Below are 14,065 nucleotides of genomic sequence, written 5' to 3'. Positions count from 1 at the left end.
CATGGGATGCATCTTCTTTTGTGGCGACACGCATGGCAATTTCGAGCACGTTATCCAGGCGGTGCAGGAGCACCAGCCGGCGGCGGTGGTGTTCCTGGGCGACCTGCAACCCCAGCAGTCTTTGGACAAAGTGCTGGCGCCCATCCTGGGCCTGGCGGAAATCTGGTGGATTCCGGGCAATCACGATACGGATAGCCAAGCTGAATTCGACAATCTTTTTGGCTCACAATTGGCGGAGCGCAATTTGCACGGGCGTGTCGTTGAGATTGCCGGCGTCCGGATCGCGGGCCTGGGGGGCGTATTCCGGGGAGAGGCGTGGTATCCGCCGGAGGTGCGGTATGAGTCCTATGCCGCCTTGCTCGGCAAGTACAAAAAACCCCTGGTTCGTCCCCATCGCCTGGAATGGGCCAGAAAACATCGCAGCACCATCTTCCCGGAGGATTACAACCGGCTACTCGGCCAGCGGGCCGACATCCTGGTAACGCACGAGGCACCTGCCTGCCATCCTCACGGGTTTGAGGCCATTGACGAGCTGGCCCGCAGCCTACGGGTAGCCACGGCTTTCCACGGGCATCATCACGACCGTCTGGACTACAGCGGGCACCACTCCCGCCTGGGCTTCCAGGCCTTTGGAGTGGGGTTCTGTGGCATTACCGATGAAACAGGGGCCATGGTGCTTCCCGGGGCTTTTGACGAGCGGCGGATGGGCCGCCAAGTGGCGCGAGGTGACTGCCATGGCCATTGACCAGAAAATCCGTTCGCTCTACTGCGGCATCCCGGCTGGAGTCAAATTCACCGACTTGGACGGTCGCCAGGTCGTTCAATTCCGGCATGTTCCTTTTGAGTTGGAGGATATTGTGCAGCGTTGGGTTTGGAGCCTTCCAGACTCGCAGCGGGCTGAGTACGTCTACGAAAACGCACTGACGTTCGTAGGATGGAGTGCTTTCGTTAGCTGGATGTTGGAAACGCTGCGTCAGGCACAATCGGAGGACTAAATCATGGAAGCACTGCACAATCCATCCGCCTATCCGGCGGACGTGGCGCTGAGAATCGAGACGATGGGGGATACCGCAATATCCATCGCCAATCGCTGGTTGCTGGGGTGGCCAGACCGCGTAAAGGGGCTACTAAAGACCGGGGCCTACCTGGCAGCACTGGAAGCCCAAGTGGATCAGGAGAAAGCCGTACTCGCGGAAGAAGCAAATCTGCGACATTTGGCCCCCCGGGAAATCCGGGAGATGTTCGAGTTGCGGGAGGAGCCACCGATGCCGGTGGGCGACTAAATGCTTTGCTATTGACAGTGCCTGCCGTAATCCACACACTGAAACCTCGCCTCTCCAGGGTGTTCGCCTCGGGCAATTGCATCCCGACTGCACGAAGCCATTGGAGGGGCGTTTCGCTTTGGAAGGCACCATGATCCTCTTCCTCGACTTCGATGGTGTATTGCATGATTTTCCCCCACCTGTTGGGGGACTATGGCTGCACCTCCCCAGGCTTATGACCGTGCTGGGCGACCATCCAGACGTTGCTGTGGTTATTTCGTCTTCATGGCGGTGTAGCGAAGACTGGCTGGACGTTGTGCCCGCCGAACTTCGCGCCCGCGTTGTCGGTTTTACGCCCGTGATCCCCCGTCCGATCCGCAAGCAATATCCTGTGGGCTATGTGCCGGAGCCAGTGCGATACCAGGAAATCTTGCGCTATCTTCAGCTTGCCCGGAAAAAGGACGTGCCATGGGTCGCCCTGGATGATGATCGCACCCTGTTCCCGGCCAACTGCCAGAACTTAATTCTCTGCAAGGGTGGCTTTCAGGACCAAGAGGAAACAGCGCTGCGGGCTGCACTGGCTGGCCAACAGCGATAACGTGTGGCCACTAGAGTACCGGCTGATCTGGTGGCAAGACCGGGAATGGGGTTTGCTGTTGACAGTGCCTGCCGTAATCAGCAGACTAAAACCTCGCCGTTCAATGGTGTTCGCCTCGGGCAATTGGAGCCCGACTGCACGAAGCCATTGCGCGGCGTTTTCATTGGGTAGTTCGACATGTTTCCGCGAAAATATGTCGTGTGGGGTTGCTATAACGTGAGTACAATCCCCGTTGAGGTCTCTCCCTTTTGAACCACGCCGGCCAGCAAGAGTAGGTCCGGGGTCGAAAAAGGGCGGGGCCTTTTGCTTTTCTTAAGCAAGAGGCATCCCGTATTCATCCATCCGGTTGGCGATTTTCTTCATAAGGCTCTTTACTGCGATAAAGATCGGCTCTGATTCCTCTGGTTTGTATTTGGTTTCTACATGCATGGTTGCGTTGCGCCACGCATTTCTTACTGCATCAAGTGACGCTAGTACCTCAAAGAAAAACTGTTTGTCATCCTTCGAGGCCCATTGCGATTTTTCCGAAATTGCATCGCTTATCTTTTTTATTAGAATCCCCCAATTACGTCCTGAAGCCTTTACTGGGTCCGGGATGGCGAGGGATTTTCTAATTGCCTCAATTCCAATTTCCACAACGCGCATCAAGTGGAACACAGCAGCAGTATCTAGCCCAAGACCAATACATTTAGAGGCCTCTTCCACTTCATAAGCGATTTTGGGAAGTTTCTGAACCACTTCCAAGCCAAATGGAGGGGATGAGGGGAAGACGTAACCGGCCTGCGTATCCGAAAGAGTTAGGAATTTACGCAGAGTGCATTCATCTTCCATCCTTGCATAAAGGTCTTTTAGCCCTTGTGCAATTTCACTGGCATTTAGGCCCATCTGACCAGCAAGCCGTTCAGCCTGAATACGACACATTGGAAGATCGAGGGCCGAGAAATCCTGCGCATACTCTCTTAGTTTGCTGGCGTTATTCAGTTGAACATCTTTTTCCAGCGTACTTCCCGCTTCCGCGTTTTCATACTCTTCCGCGAGGCGCCCTAACTCTTTAGCGAGCAGCAAGAGATTTGGAAGGAAAAATTCTTTCATTTCCCACAGGTTCCACAGACGATTAGAGGTGTTCATCATACCCCCCTATCGCCAGTGGGTACGCGACGTATAATATCGCCAAAAAAAGGGCCGGTAGAACCGGCCCTTGGGCAATCCTGCCGCCGTCACCTGAGGGCGACGGCGGGCGGGATGAGGCGGCAGCAGCCGCTTATTCGAACTCGATGATGATTTCGTCCACCGACAGGCTGGAGCCGGCGGTGACGGAGATCTTCTTCACCTTGCAGTCCTGTTCGGCCTTGAGGATGTTCTCCATCTTCATGGCTTCGATGACGGCCAGCTTCTCGCCGGCCTTCACTTCCTGGCCGACGGCGACGGACACTTCGCGCAGCAGGCCCGGCATGGGGGACAGCAGGAACTTGGAGAGGTCGGGAGCGGCCTTTTCCGGCATGAGGGCCAGCAGTTCGGCGGCGCGGGCGGACATCACCATCATGTCGGCGCGGGTGCCCCAGTGGAACAGCTGGTAGGTCATGCGGTGGCGTTCCACCTGCAGGGTGAATTCCTCGCCGTTGCAGGTGCCGTTGAACAGGGACTGACCCTGGCGCCAGTCGGAGAGGAGCTCGTACTTCTCGCCGTTGTAGGTCACCAGATAGCCGCCCTCGATGGGCTTGGCCACCACGGGGTGACGTTCGCCGTTGCGGATCACCACCCACTCGTCGCCCACCTTGCGCTCGTGGCCCGGCAGCTGGCCGGAAACCTGGGCGGCGCGGTCGATGTAGCGGCGATGCACGAAGGCGGCGACGCCGATCAGCAGGGCCGGATCGTCGTGGGGCACCATGGAGGCGTCGAAGCCCTTCGGGTATTCCTTGGCGATGAAGCCGGTGTCGAAGATGCCGGACTGGAAGCGGGCGTGCTGCATCAGGGCGGCCTGGAACGGGATGTTCGAGGAGATGCCGCGGATGACGAAGCCGTTCAGGGCGTCACGCATGCGGGCGATGGCCTGCTCGCGGGAAGCGCCGTGCACGATCAGCTTGGCGATCATGGAATCGTAGTACATGGAGATTTCGCCGCCGTCGTAGACGCCGGTATCCACACGCACCTGACCGTCCACCTCGGCCGGCGGCTGGAACTTCACCAGGCGGCCGGTGGAGGGCAGGAAGCCGCGGAAGGGGTCTTCCGCGTTGATCCGGCACTCCATGGCCCAGCCGTTGATCTGCACGTCGGCCTGGGTCAGGGGCAGCTTTTCGCCGTAGGCGACGCGGATCATCTGTTCCACCAGGTCGAGGCCGGTGATCAGTTCGGTGACGGGGTGCTCCACCTGCAGACGGGTGTTCATCTCCAGGAAGTAGAACTCCTTGGTGGCACCGGAGACCACGAACTCCACCGTACCGGCGGATTCGTAATTCACGGCCCGGGCCAGGGCCACGGCCTGCTCGCCCATGGCCTTGCGCATCTCGGGATCAACGAAGGGGCTCGGTGCTTCTTCGATGACCTTCTGGTGACGGCGCTGGATGGAGCAGTCGCGCTCGTTCAGGTACACGTAGTTGCCGTGGGAGTCGCCCAGCACCTGGATTTCGATGTGGCGGGGTTCCAGCACGTACTTCTCGATGAAGACGCGGTCGTCGCCGAAGGAGTTGCGGGCCTCATTGACGCAGGAGGAGAAGCCTTCGTGGGCTTCGGCGTCGTTGTAGGCCACGCGCAGACCCTTGCCGCCGCCGCCGGCGGAGGCCTTGATCATCACCGGGTAGCCGATCTTCTTGGCGATTTCCACGGCGGCGTCGGGGCCGTCGATGGCATCGTTGTAGCCGGGAATGGTGTTGACCTTGGCTTCGATGGCCAGCTTCTTGGACTCGATCTTGTCGCCCATCTTGGCGATGGAGTAGTGCTTGGGACCGATGAACTTGATGCCTTCCTCTTCCAGACGGCGGGAGAACTCGGCGTTCTCGGAGAGGAAGCCGTAGCCGGGGTGCACCGCCTCGGCGCCGGTCTGCTTGCAGGCGGCGATGATCTTGTCGGCGACCAGGTAGGATTCCTTGGAAGCGGCCGGGCCGATGCAGACGGCTTCGTCGGCCATCTCCACGAACAGGGCGTCCTTGTCGGCCTCGGAGTAGACGGCGACAGTCTTGATGCCCATCTTGCGGGCGGTCTTGATGACGCGGCAGGCGATTTCACCGCGGTTGGCAATCAGGATTTTCTTAAACATGTTTTAGTCCTTCCCGTCGCTTACAGCGGAATGTTGCCGTGCTTGCGCCACGGGTTGTCGAGTTTCTTGTCACGCAGCATGGCCAGGGAACGGCAGATCCGCTTACGGGTCTCGTTGGGCATGATGACGTCGTCGATGAAGCCACGGGCACCGGCCACGAAGGGGTTGGCGAACTTGGCCTTGTATTCGGCTTCGCGTTCGGCCAGCTTGGCAGGGTCGTTCTTCTCTTCGCGGAAGATGATTTCCACAGCGCCCTTGGGGCCCATCACGGCGATTTCGGCGCTGGGCCAGGCCAGGTTCACGTCACCGCGCAGGTGCTTGGAGGACATCACGTCGTAGGCGCCACCGTAGGCCTTGCGGGTGATCAGGGTGACCTTCGGCACGGTGCATTCGGCGTAGGCGTAGAGCAGCTTGGCGCCGTGCTTGATGATGCCGCCGTATTCCTGGGAGGTGCCAGGCATGAAGCCGGGCACGTCCACCAGGGTCACCACGGGGATGTTGAAGGCGTCGCAGAAACGCACGAAGCGGGCAGCCTTGATGGAGGACTTGATGTCCAGGCAGCCGGCCAGCACCAGGGGCTGGTTGGCGACGATGCCGACGGGGTGGCCATCCATGCGGGCGAAGCCGGTGATGATGTTCTTGGCGTAGTCCGGCTGGATTTCGAAGAAGTCGCAGTCATCAACCATCTTGATGATCAGTTCCTTCATGTCGTAGGGCTTGTTGGCGTTGTCCGGCACCAGGGTGTCGAGGGAGAAGTCCAGACGCTCGGCAGGATCGTTGGTCTTCTGCACCGGGGGCTTTTCCCGGTTGTTGGCGGGCAGGAAGTTCACCAGGCGACGCAGGTAGTTCAGGGCTTCCACGTCGTTCTCGAAGGCCAGGTCGGCCACACCGGACTTGGTGGTGTGGGTCACGGCGCCGCCCAGTTCCTCGGCGGTCACTTCTTCGTGGGTCACGGTCTTCACCACTTCGGGACCGGTGACGAACATGTAGGAGGAATCCTTCACCATGAAGATGAAGTCGGTCATGGCCGGGGAATACACGGCGCCGCCGGCACAGGGGCCCATGATCATGGAGATCTGGGGGATCACGCCGGAGGCCATGACGTTGCGCTGGAACACGTCGGCGTAGCCGCCCAGGGAGGCAACGCCTTCCTGAATACGGGCGCCGCCGGAGTCGTTCAGGCCGATCACGGGAGCGCCGACCTTCATGGCGTGGTCCATGACCTTGCAGATTTTCTCGGCGTGGGTCTCGGAGAGGGAGCCGCCAAAGACGGTGAAGTCCTGGGAGAAAACGAAGACCAGACGGCCGTTGATGGTGCCGTAGCCGGTGACGACGCCGTCACCCGGGTTCTTGGTCTCGGCCATGCCGAAGTCGGTGCAGCGGTGCTCCTTGAACATGTCCCATTCCTCGAAGGAATCGGGATCGAGCAGCAGCTCGAGGCGTTCGCGGGCGGTCAGCTTGCCCTTCTTGTGCTGGCTGTCGATGCGCTTCTGGCCACCGCCGAGGCGGGCGGCTTCGCGCTTTTTCTCCAGCTCGTGAATGATGTCGTGCATGTGGACTTCTCCCAATGGGTCGAAACAGGGTCGAAAGGTTTGAAACGTTATTCGGATGGCGAATCGGTTCGCAGGTCGCCCAACAGCTTGTAAGCCGCCGCGGCCGGCGTGGTGCGGCCCTGGGTCACCGCTTGGGTGAGCCCGGGCAGGTCCCGGCGCACCGCCGGGTGGTTACGGAAATACTGGCGCAGGCCGGAATCGATCAGGCTCCACATCCAGTCGATGGACTGGCGCTGGCGCCGGGCCTCGAACTCGCCGGTGGGCGTCAGGGCCTGGCGGTACTTTTCCACCTGGGCCCAGAAGTCACCGATGCCTTCCTTGTGCAGGGCCGACAGGGTGATCACCGGCGGTGCCCAGTTGGGGCTGGCGTGGCGCAGCATGTGCAGGGCGTTGTTCCACTGGGCCCGCACCACCTGGGCGGCCCGGGGGTCGATGTCGGCCTTGTTGATGACCACCATGTCGGCGATCTCGACGATGCCTTTCTTGATGGCCTGCAGGTCGTCGCCGGCATTGGGCAGCTGCAGCAGGCAGAACATGTCCACCATGCCGGCCACCGTGGTCTCGGACTGGCCGACGCCGACGGTCTCGACGATGATCACGTCGAAGCCGGCGGCCTCGCACAGCAGCATAGCTTCCCGGGTCTTCTCGGCGACGCCGCCCAGGCTGCCGGCGGAGGGGGACGGCCGGATGAAGGCCTCCTCGCGCTGGCACAGGGTTTCCATGCGGGTCTTGTCACCCAGGATGGAGCCGCCGGAGACGGAGGAGGAAGGATCCACCGCCAGCACGGCCAGGCGATGGCCCCGTTCGATCAGGTGGATGCCCAGGGCTTCGATGAAGGTGGACTTACCGGCGCCGGGGACGCCGGAAATGCCGATGCGGATGGCCTTGCCCGTGTGGGGCAGAAGGGAGGCGAGCACCTGCTGGGCCCGCACCTGATGGTCGGCCCGGCTGGACTCGATCAGGGTGATGGCCTTGGCCAGGGCCCGGCGCTGACGCGCCAGGACCCCGTCCACCAGGGCCTGGTCGGCCCCGGCGAGGGAGTGCTGCCCCACCGTGGAGGCTTCCGACATCTGCATCGTCAAGGCTTAGCCGCGGGACTTGCGGATTTCTTCCAGGACGCGCTTGGCCGAATCCTCGATGCGGGTGCCGGGGCCGAAGATTGCCTTGGCGCCTGCGGCGTAGAGGGTGTCGTAATCCTGGGCGGGAATGACGCCGCCGGCGAAGACGATGATGTCGTCGGCGCCCTGTTTCTTGAGGGAGTTCACCAGGGCCGGCAGCAGGGTCTTGTGACCGGCGGCCAGGGAGGAAACGCCGATGGCGTGCACGTCGTTTTCCACGGCCTGGCGGGCGGCTTCTTCCGGGGTCTGGAAGAGGGGGCCCATGTCGATGTCGAAGCCCAGGTCGGCGAAGGCGGTGGCCACTACCTTGGCGCCACGGTCGTGGCCGTCCTGGCCCAGCTTGGCGATCATGATGCGGGGGCGACGGCCTTCTTCTTCGGCGAACTTGGCGATGTCGGCCTTGATGGATTCCCAGCTTTCCTGTCCTTCCACAACGCCTCCATAAACACCGGAAATGGTCTGGTTGTTGGCACGGAAGCGACCGAAGACCTTTTCCAGGGCATCGGACACTTCGCCCACGGTGGCGCGCAGGCGGATGGCCTTGACGCTCAGGTCCAGCAGGTTGCCCTCGCCGCTCTCGGCGCACTGGGTCAGGGCATCCAGGGCGGCCTGCACGGCGGCGCTGTCGCGGCTGGCGCGGATCTTCTTCAGGCGGGCGATCTGGGCTTCGCGCACGGCGTGGTTGTCGATGTCCAGAATGTCGATCTGGTCTTCCTTGGCCAGCTTGTACTTGTTCACGCCGACGATGACGTCCTTGCCGGAGTCGATGCGCGCCTGCTTGTCGGCGGCGCAGGTTTCCACCTGCATCTTGGCCCAGCCGGATTCCACGGCCTTGGTCATGCCGCCCATGGCTTCGATTTCCTGGATGATGCTCCAGGCCTTGTCGGCCATGTCCTGGGTCAGCTTTTCCATCATGTAGGAACCGGCCCAGGGGTCCACCACGTTACAGATGTGGGTTTCTTCCTGGATGATGAGCTGGGTGTTGCGGGCGATGCGGGCGGAGAATTCCGTCGGCAGGGCGATGGCCTCGTCCAGGGCGTTGGTGTGCAGGGACTGGGTGCCGCCGAAGACGGCCGCCATGGCCTCGATGGTGGTGCGCACCACGTTGTTGTACGGGTCCTGCTCGGTGAGGGACCAGCCGGAGGTCTGGCTGTGGGTCCGCAGCATGAGGGACTTGGCGCTCTTGGGATTGAACTGGCTCATGATGCGGTGCCACAGCATCCGGCCGGCGCGCATCTTGGCGATTTCCAGGTAGAAGTTCATGCCCACCGCCCAGAAGAAGGACAGACGGCCGGCGAAGGCGTCCACATCGAGGCCGGAGGCGATGCCGGTGCGCACGTACTCCATGCCGTCAGCCAGGGTGAAGGCCAGTTCGATGGCCTGGTTGGCCCCGGCTTCCTGGATGTGATAACCCGAGATGGAAATCGAGTTGAACTTGGGCATGTGCTGCGCGGTGTAGCCGAAGATGTCGGAGATGATCTTCATCGACGGCTTGGGCGGATAGATATAGGTGTTGCGGACCATGAACTCCTTCAGGATGTCGTTCTGGATGGTGCCGGACAACTGTTCCTGGGAGACGCCCTGCTCTTCGGCGGCGACGATGTAGCCGGCCAGGATGGGCAGCACGGCGCCGTTCATGGTCATGGAAACGGAAATCTTGTCGAGGGGGATGCCGTCGAAGAGGATCTTCATGTCCTCGACGGAATCGATGGCCACGCCGGCCTTGCCGACGTCGCCCAGGACCCGGGGATTGTCCGAGTCGTAGCCGCGGTGGGTGGCCAGGTCGAAGGCCACGGAAACGCCCTGGCCGCCGGCTGCCAGAGCCTTGCGGTAGAAGGCGTTGGATTCTTCAGCGGTGGAGAAGCCCGCGTACTGGCGGATGGTCCACGGCCGCACGGCGTACATGGTGGCCTGGGGGCCGCGCAGATATGGGGCGAAGCCGGGCAGGGTGTCGGCGTAGGGCAGGTCCTCCACGTCCTTCTTGGTGTACAGTGGCTTGACGGTCAGGCCTTCCGGCGTGATCCAGTTGAGCGCATTGACGTCGCCGCCGGGAGCGGACTTGGCGGCGGCCTTGGCCCAGGCGTCCAGGTTGTCGGAATTGGGCAATTGGGGCTTGGATGCGTCGGCAGACATGTCAGACCTTTCTCGGTACACCCGCCGCATGCCAGGGGCACTGCGACGGCTAGATTTTCGATTCTACGCCGCCCAAACAGGCGGCGGGGAAGGGCTTGCTAAGGGAGCGCCGGCAGCCATGAACCCGCTTCTCGGCCAGCTTGACATCCCGAACCCTGGATAATACTGTATCCATAATTATGAATGCAATACTTGCCAACTGGGCTATAATTGCGCCCTGCTTGCGGCTTGCGTAATGCTTGGCTTATTACGTAACGCATAGGGCAAAGACACCAGACTCTGCGTCCGGATTTTCTATATCCTGCTGAATTTCTGTCCCACCGATCGTTCATGAACGCCATCCGTATCGCCCAGCCCGCCCTCTACGAAGAAGTGGCCGAGCGCCTGCGTCAGCGCATCTTTTCCCATGAACTGCCGCCCGGCACCTGGATCGACGAGCAGGCCCTGGCCGAAGACTACGGCATCTCCCGCACCCCCCTGCGCGAGGCCCTGAAGGTGCTGGCCTCCGAAGGCCTGGTGACCCTCAAGCCGCGCCGCGGCTGCTACGTCACCGAGCTGTCCGGGGGCGACATCCAGGAAATCTTCCCCATCATCGCCATGCTGGAAGGCCGTTGCGCCTTCGAGGCCACCCAGAAGGCCACCCCGGCCGACGTGGCCCGCCTGCAGGCGATCCAGGACATCCTGGAAAAGGCGGCCGCCACCGGCAACATTCCGGCCTACTTCGAGGCCAACCAGAATTTCCACCTGACCCTCTGGGAAATCGCCGGCAACCGCTGGCTGCTGCAGGTGATCCAGGATTTGCGCAAGGTCCTCAAGCTGACCCGCTACCAGTCCCTGTCCGTGGACGGCCGCCTGAAGAAGTCCATGGAAGAACACCGGGAACTGCTGGCCGCCATCACCGCCAAGGACCCGGACCTGGCCGAGAAGGTCATGAAGAGCCACCTCATCGCCGGCAGCGAAGCCATGGCCAAGGCCACCAGCCGCTGAACCGCACCCGCCGCACACCCCGGGGCTGCCTGTGCAGCCCCTGTTTTTTTCCACCCCGCCTTGAAAGAACCGCCATGTCCGGACGCATTCTCGTCTCCCGTGACGGCGACATCGCCACCGTCACCCTCTCCAACCCGGAGAAGCTCAACGCCGTTAACTACGCCATGTGGTGCGACCTGGCCGCCGCCATGGCCGAACTCTCGGCCGACTCCAGTCTGCGCTGCGTCGTTCTCACCGGGGCTGGCGTAGCTTTCGCCGCCGGTGGCGACATCGAGGAATTCCTGGTCAAGCGGGCCAACCTGGATCAGGCCCTGCACTACCACGACAAGGTGGGTGCCGCCCTGGATGCGGTGCGCGACTGCCCCCACCCCACCGTGGCCCTGATCCGGGGCGCCTGCATCGGCGGCGGCCTGGAAATCGCCGGCAACTGCGACCTGCGCATCGCCGGCGAAGGAGCCAAGTTCGGCGCCCCCATCAACAAGCTGGGCTTCTCCATGTATCCGGGTGAGATGTCCGGCCTGCTGGCCCTGGCCGGCCCCGCCGTGATGTCCGAGATCCTGCTGGAAGGGCGCATCCTCTCTGCCGCCGAGGCCTACGCCAAGGGCCTGCTGACGCGGGTGGTGGCCGATGCCCAGCTGGAGGACGAAGTCACCGCCACCGCCCGCCGCATCGCCGCCGGCGCGCCCCTGGTGGCCCGTTGGCACAAGCAGTGGATGCGCCGCCTGGCTTCCGGCATGCCCCTGACCCAGGAAGAAAAGGCCGCCTCCTTCGCCTTCCTCGACACCGCCGACTACAAGGAAGGCCTGGACGCCTTCCTGGCCAAGCGCAAGCCCGCCTTCAAGGGCTGTTGATCAACAAACTGCGCTGGCCGCCGGCAACGGCACAAAGAAAAAGCCCCGGGAAACTCCCGGGGCTTTTTTATGACGCTGACGCTGCAGCTGGCGCTTAGTGGTTGCTGGCGCCGGCGGCACCCAGACCGGTCTGGGCACGCACGTACTGGTCGTCGAAGGCTTCGATCTCGCGCTTGGCCTGGGCGCTGGTATCCAGCTTGGAGACCACGAAGGCGATGAGGAAAGCCAGGGGCATGGAGAACAGGGCCGGCTGGTCGTAGGGGAAGATGGCCTGGGCCTTGCCCAGCACGGTCACCCACACGGCCTTGGACAGCACCACGAAGACCACGGCGGCAGTCAGGCCGCAGATGGTGCCGGCAATGGCGCCCTTGGTGGTCAGGCCCTTCCAGTACATGGAGAGGATCAGCACCGGGAAGTTGGCAGAAGCAGCGATGCCGAAAGCCAGGCCGACCATGAAAGCCAGGTTCTGCTTTTCGAACATGATGCCCAGGCCGATGGCAGCCAGACCGATGAAGATGGAGGCGATCTTGGACACCTTCAGTTCGGAACCGCCCTTGGGCTTGCCCTTGCAGATCACATTGGCGTAGATGTCGTGGGAGATGGCGGAAGCGCCGGCCAGAGCCAGGCCGGAAACCACGGCCAGGATGGTGGCGAAGGCCACGGCGGAAAGGAAGCCGAGGAAGATGTTACCGCCGACGAACTTGGCCAGGTGCATGGCCACCATGTTGCCGCCACCGATCATCTTGCCGCCGACGTTGCCGCCTTCGAAGAACTCGGGGTTGGTGCCGACCAGAACGATGGCGGACATACCCAGCAGCACCACCACCAGGAAGAAGAAGCCGATGAAGCCGGTGGCCACGAACACGGACTTGCGGGCCTGCTTGGCATCCGGCACGGTGAAGAAGCGCATCAGGATGTGGGGCAGGCCGGCGGTACCGAACATCAGGCCCAGGGACAGGGACACGGCATTGACCGGATCGGCCAGCAGGGAACCCGGACCCATGATCTTGGTGCCGTCCTTGTGCACTTCGGTGGCCTTGGTGACCAGGGTTTCGAAATCGAAACCGAAGTGAGACATGGCCAGCAGCATCATCAGGGTGCCGCCGCCAAGCAGCAGACAGGCCTTGATGATCTGCACCCAGGTGGTGGCAATCATGCCGCCGAAGGTCACATAGACCATCATCAGCACGCCCACCACGACCACGGCCACCTCATAGTCCAGGCCGAAGAGCAGCTTGATCAGCTGGCCGGCGCCGACCATCTGGGTGATCAGGTAGAACAGCACCACGGTCAGGGAAGAGATGGCAGCCACCGTCCGCACCTTGCTCTGGTCGAGACGGTAGGAGGTGATGTCGGCAAAGGTGAAGCGGCCCAGGTTACGCAGGCGCTCGGCCATCAGGAACAGAATGATGGGCCAGCCGACGAAGAAGCCGACGATGTAGACGAAACCGTCATAGCCCTTGGCGAACACCATGGAGGTCAGACCCAGCAGGGTGGCGGCGGACATGTAGTCGCCGGCAATGGCCAGGCCGTTCTGGAAACCGGTGATGCCGCCGCCGGCAGTGTAGAAGTCGGCGGTGGACTTGGTGCGGTTGGCGGCCCAGTAGGTGATGCCCAGGGTGGACAGCACGAAGGCCACGAACATGGCGATGGCGGCCACGTTCAGGGGCTGCTTTTCAGCCTCGCCGACGGTACCGGGACCGGCATAGGCGGCACCGGCGGCCAGCAGCAGGCCCAACAGGGGCAGGAAGCGGGACAGGTTACGCATTATTGGGCCTCCTTGGTGGCTTCCTTGATCAGTTCGGCGTTGATTTCGTCGAACTTGCCGTTGGCGCGATGCACGTAGAGGCCGGTCATGACCCAGAACAGCAGCATCATCAGGGCGGCGATGGGCCAGCCGATGGTGGCGATACGGCCTTCGCCCAGGGGCGAGGCCAGCAGGGTGGGATTGAAGGCGACCACGGCCATGAAGCCGTAGTACAGGATCAGGACCACGGCAGACAGGGTCCAGGCGAAGCGGCTGCGGGTGGCAACCAGCTTGTCGAACTTCGGATTGTTGCGAATCCGTTCGTAGGCAGCGCTGCTCACGAGTGTTCTCCTCAGTTTGAGTATTTGTTTAGGTCGGCAGAAAAAGACCGACTCCCCCTCTACCCAGCCCTCCCGGCGGGTTTTCCCCAATGTGGGAAACCCGTATTGCGTCCGGGAACGGACATGGATTACGCAATGATATAACAGTTACGCAAATTTCCATACCCGCCCGTATGTCGCGGCGCAAAAACAAAAAAGGGCCCGCAGGCCCTTTCCATATGC

Annotated in this window: 13 protein-coding genes; 6 read left to right on the top strand and 7 right to left on the bottom strand. The window is 62.1% G+C overall.

The window, feature by feature from the left end:
• Position 1: 1 nt before the first annotated feature.
• The 4 genes from AZSP09_RS13840 (at position 2) to AZSP09_RS13825 (ending at position 1,860) form a co-directional block, all read left to right on the top strand.
• Positions 2 to 745 carry a metallophosphoesterase family protein gene (locus AZSP09_RS13840; RefSeq protein ID WP_152090369.1) on the top strand — a complete coding sequence of 248 codons (744 nt, stop codon included), beginning with the start codon at positions 2 to 4 and terminating at the stop codon, positions 743 to 745.
• On the top strand, positions 735 to 995 hold the full coding sequence (locus AZSP09_RS13835) for a hypothetical protein (protein ID WP_152090368.1): 261 nt from the start codon (positions 735 to 737) through the stop codon (positions 993 to 995). The genes AZSP09_RS13840 and AZSP09_RS13835 overlap by 11 nt, the downstream gene beginning before the upstream one ends.
• 3 nt (positions 996 to 998) lie before the next feature.
• The gene (locus AZSP09_RS13830) at positions 999 to 1,283 is read left to right on the top strand and encodes a hypothetical protein (protein WP_152090367.1); all 285 of its coding nucleotides are present in this window, start codon (positions 999 to 1,001) and stop codon (positions 1,281 to 1,283) included.
• Between the two features lie 130 nt (positions 1,284 to 1,413).
• Positions 1,414 to 1,860 (top strand): HAD domain-containing protein, encoded by a 447-nt coding sequence (locus AZSP09_RS13825; RefSeq protein ID WP_152090366.1) that lies wholly within the window; start codon positions 1,414 to 1,416, stop codon positions 1,858 to 1,860.
• A 312-nt stretch (positions 1,861 to 2,172) separates the two neighbouring features.
• Here the strand turns inward: AZSP09_RS13825 and AZSP09_RS13820 are convergent, their stop codons facing one another.
• From AZSP09_RS13820 to scpA, 5 genes are all read right to left on the bottom strand, one after another.
• Positions 2,173 to 2,991: a hypothetical protein gene (locus tag AZSP09_RS13820; RefSeq protein ID WP_152090365.1), complete on the bottom strand. Its 819-nt coding sequence runs from the start codon at positions 2,989 to 2,991 to the stop codon at positions 2,173 to 2,175.
• Between the two features lie 130 nt (positions 2,992 to 3,121).
• Positions 3,122 to 5,113: an acetyl-CoA carboxylase biotin carboxylase subunit gene (gene accC, locus AZSP09_RS13815; protein ID WP_014235631.1), complete on the bottom strand. Its 1,992-nt coding sequence runs from the start codon at positions 5,111 to 5,113 to the stop codon at positions 3,122 to 3,124.
• Positions 5,114 to 5,133: 20 nt separating this feature from the next.
• Positions 5,134 to 6,666 carry an acyl-CoA carboxylase subunit beta gene (locus AZSP09_RS13810; RefSeq protein WP_014235632.1) on the bottom strand — a complete coding sequence of 511 codons (1,533 nt, stop codon included), beginning with the start codon at positions 6,664 to 6,666 and terminating at the stop codon, positions 5,134 to 5,136.
• A gap of 47 nt (positions 6,667 to 6,713) precedes the next feature.
• A complete protein-coding gene (gene meaB, locus AZSP09_RS13805) occupies positions 6,714 to 7,742 on the bottom strand; it encodes a methylmalonyl Co-A mutase-associated GTPase MeaB (protein ID WP_014235633.1) in 1,029 nt (342 codons plus the stop codon).
• Between the two features lie 9 nt (positions 7,743 to 7,751).
• Entirely contained in the window at positions 7,752 to 9,917 is a 2,166-nt protein-coding gene (gene scpA / locus AZSP09_RS13800; RefSeq protein ID WP_152090364.1) for a methylmalonyl-CoA mutase, read from the bottom strand.
• A gap of 330 nt (positions 9,918 to 10,247) precedes the next feature.
• Between scpA and AZSP09_RS13795 the strand changes: the two genes are divergently transcribed.
• Positions 10,248 to 10,904 carry a GntR family transcriptional regulator gene (locus AZSP09_RS13795; RefSeq protein WP_130459816.1) on the top strand — a complete coding sequence of 219 codons (657 nt, stop codon included), beginning with the start codon at positions 10,248 to 10,250 and terminating at the stop codon, positions 10,902 to 10,904.
• Between the two features lie 74 nt (positions 10,905 to 10,978).
• On the top strand, positions 10,979 to 11,755 hold the full coding sequence (locus AZSP09_RS13790) for an enoyl-CoA hydratase/isomerase family protein (protein WP_152090363.1): 777 nt from the start codon (positions 10,979 to 10,981) through the stop codon (positions 11,753 to 11,755).
• A 94-nt stretch (positions 11,756 to 11,849) separates the two neighbouring features.
• Here AZSP09_RS13790 and AZSP09_RS13785 read toward each other — a convergent pair whose 3' ends face one another.
• Entirely contained in the window at positions 11,850 to 13,523 is a 1,674-nt protein-coding gene (locus tag AZSP09_RS13785) for a cation acetate symporter (protein WP_014235637.1), read from the bottom strand.
• Entirely contained in the window at positions 13,523 to 13,843 is a 321-nt protein-coding gene (locus AZSP09_RS13780; protein ID WP_014235638.1) for a DUF485 domain-containing protein, read from the bottom strand. Before AZSP09_RS13780 ends, AZSP09_RS13785 begins: the two co-directional genes overlap by 1 nt.
• Positions 13,844 to 14,065: the final 222 nt, after the last annotated feature.

The organism is Azospira sp. I09 (assembly GCF_009177135.1).
Lineage (GTDB): Bacteria > Pseudomonadota > Gammaproteobacteria > Burkholderiales > Rhodocyclaceae > Azospira > Azospira oryzae.
This window is presented reverse-complemented; position numbering and strand designations above follow the sequence as displayed.

Coding starts and splice junctions, on each gene's coding strand:
- meaB (WP_014235633.1), bottom strand. CDS start 7,742: ATGCAGATGTCGGAAGCCTCCACGGTGGGGCAGCACTCCCTCGCCGGG.
- accC (WP_014235631.1), bottom strand. CDS start 5,113: ATGTTTAAGAAAATCCTGATTGCCAACCGCGGTGAAATCGCCTGCCGC.
- AZSP09_RS13785 (WP_014235637.1), bottom strand. CDS start 13,523: ATGCGTAACCTGTCCCGCTTCCTGCCCCTGTTGGGCCTGCTGCTGGCC.
- AZSP09_RS13840 (WP_152090369.1), top strand. CDS start 2: ATGGGATGCATCTTCTTTTGTGGCGACACGCATGGCAATTTCGAGCAC.
- scpA (WP_152090364.1), bottom strand. CDS start 9,917: ATGTCTGCCGACGCATCCAAGCCCCAATTGCCCAATTCCGACAACCTG.
- AZSP09_RS13795 (WP_130459816.1), top strand. CDS start 10,248: ATGAACGCCATCCGTATCGCCCAGCCCGCCCTCTACGAAGAAGTGGCC.
- AZSP09_RS13835 (WP_152090368.1), top strand. CDS start 735: ATGGCCATTGACCAGAAAATCCGTTCGCTCTACTGCGGCATCCCGGCT.
- AZSP09_RS13825 (WP_152090366.1), top strand. CDS start 1,414: ATGATCCTCTTCCTCGACTTCGATGGTGTATTGCATGATTTTCCCCCA.
- AZSP09_RS13820 (WP_152090365.1), bottom strand. CDS start 2,991: ATGATGAACACCTCTAATCGTCTGTGGAACCTGTGGGAAATGAAAGAA.
- AZSP09_RS13830 (WP_152090367.1), top strand. CDS start 999: ATGGAAGCACTGCACAATCCATCCGCCTATCCGGCGGACGTGGCGCTG.
- AZSP09_RS13810 (WP_014235632.1), bottom strand. CDS start 6,666: ATGCACGACATCATTCACGAGCTGGAGAAAAAGCGCGAAGCCGCCCGC.
- AZSP09_RS13790 (WP_152090363.1), top strand. CDS start 10,979: ATGTCCGGACGCATTCTCGTCTCCCGTGACGGCGACATCGCCACCGTC.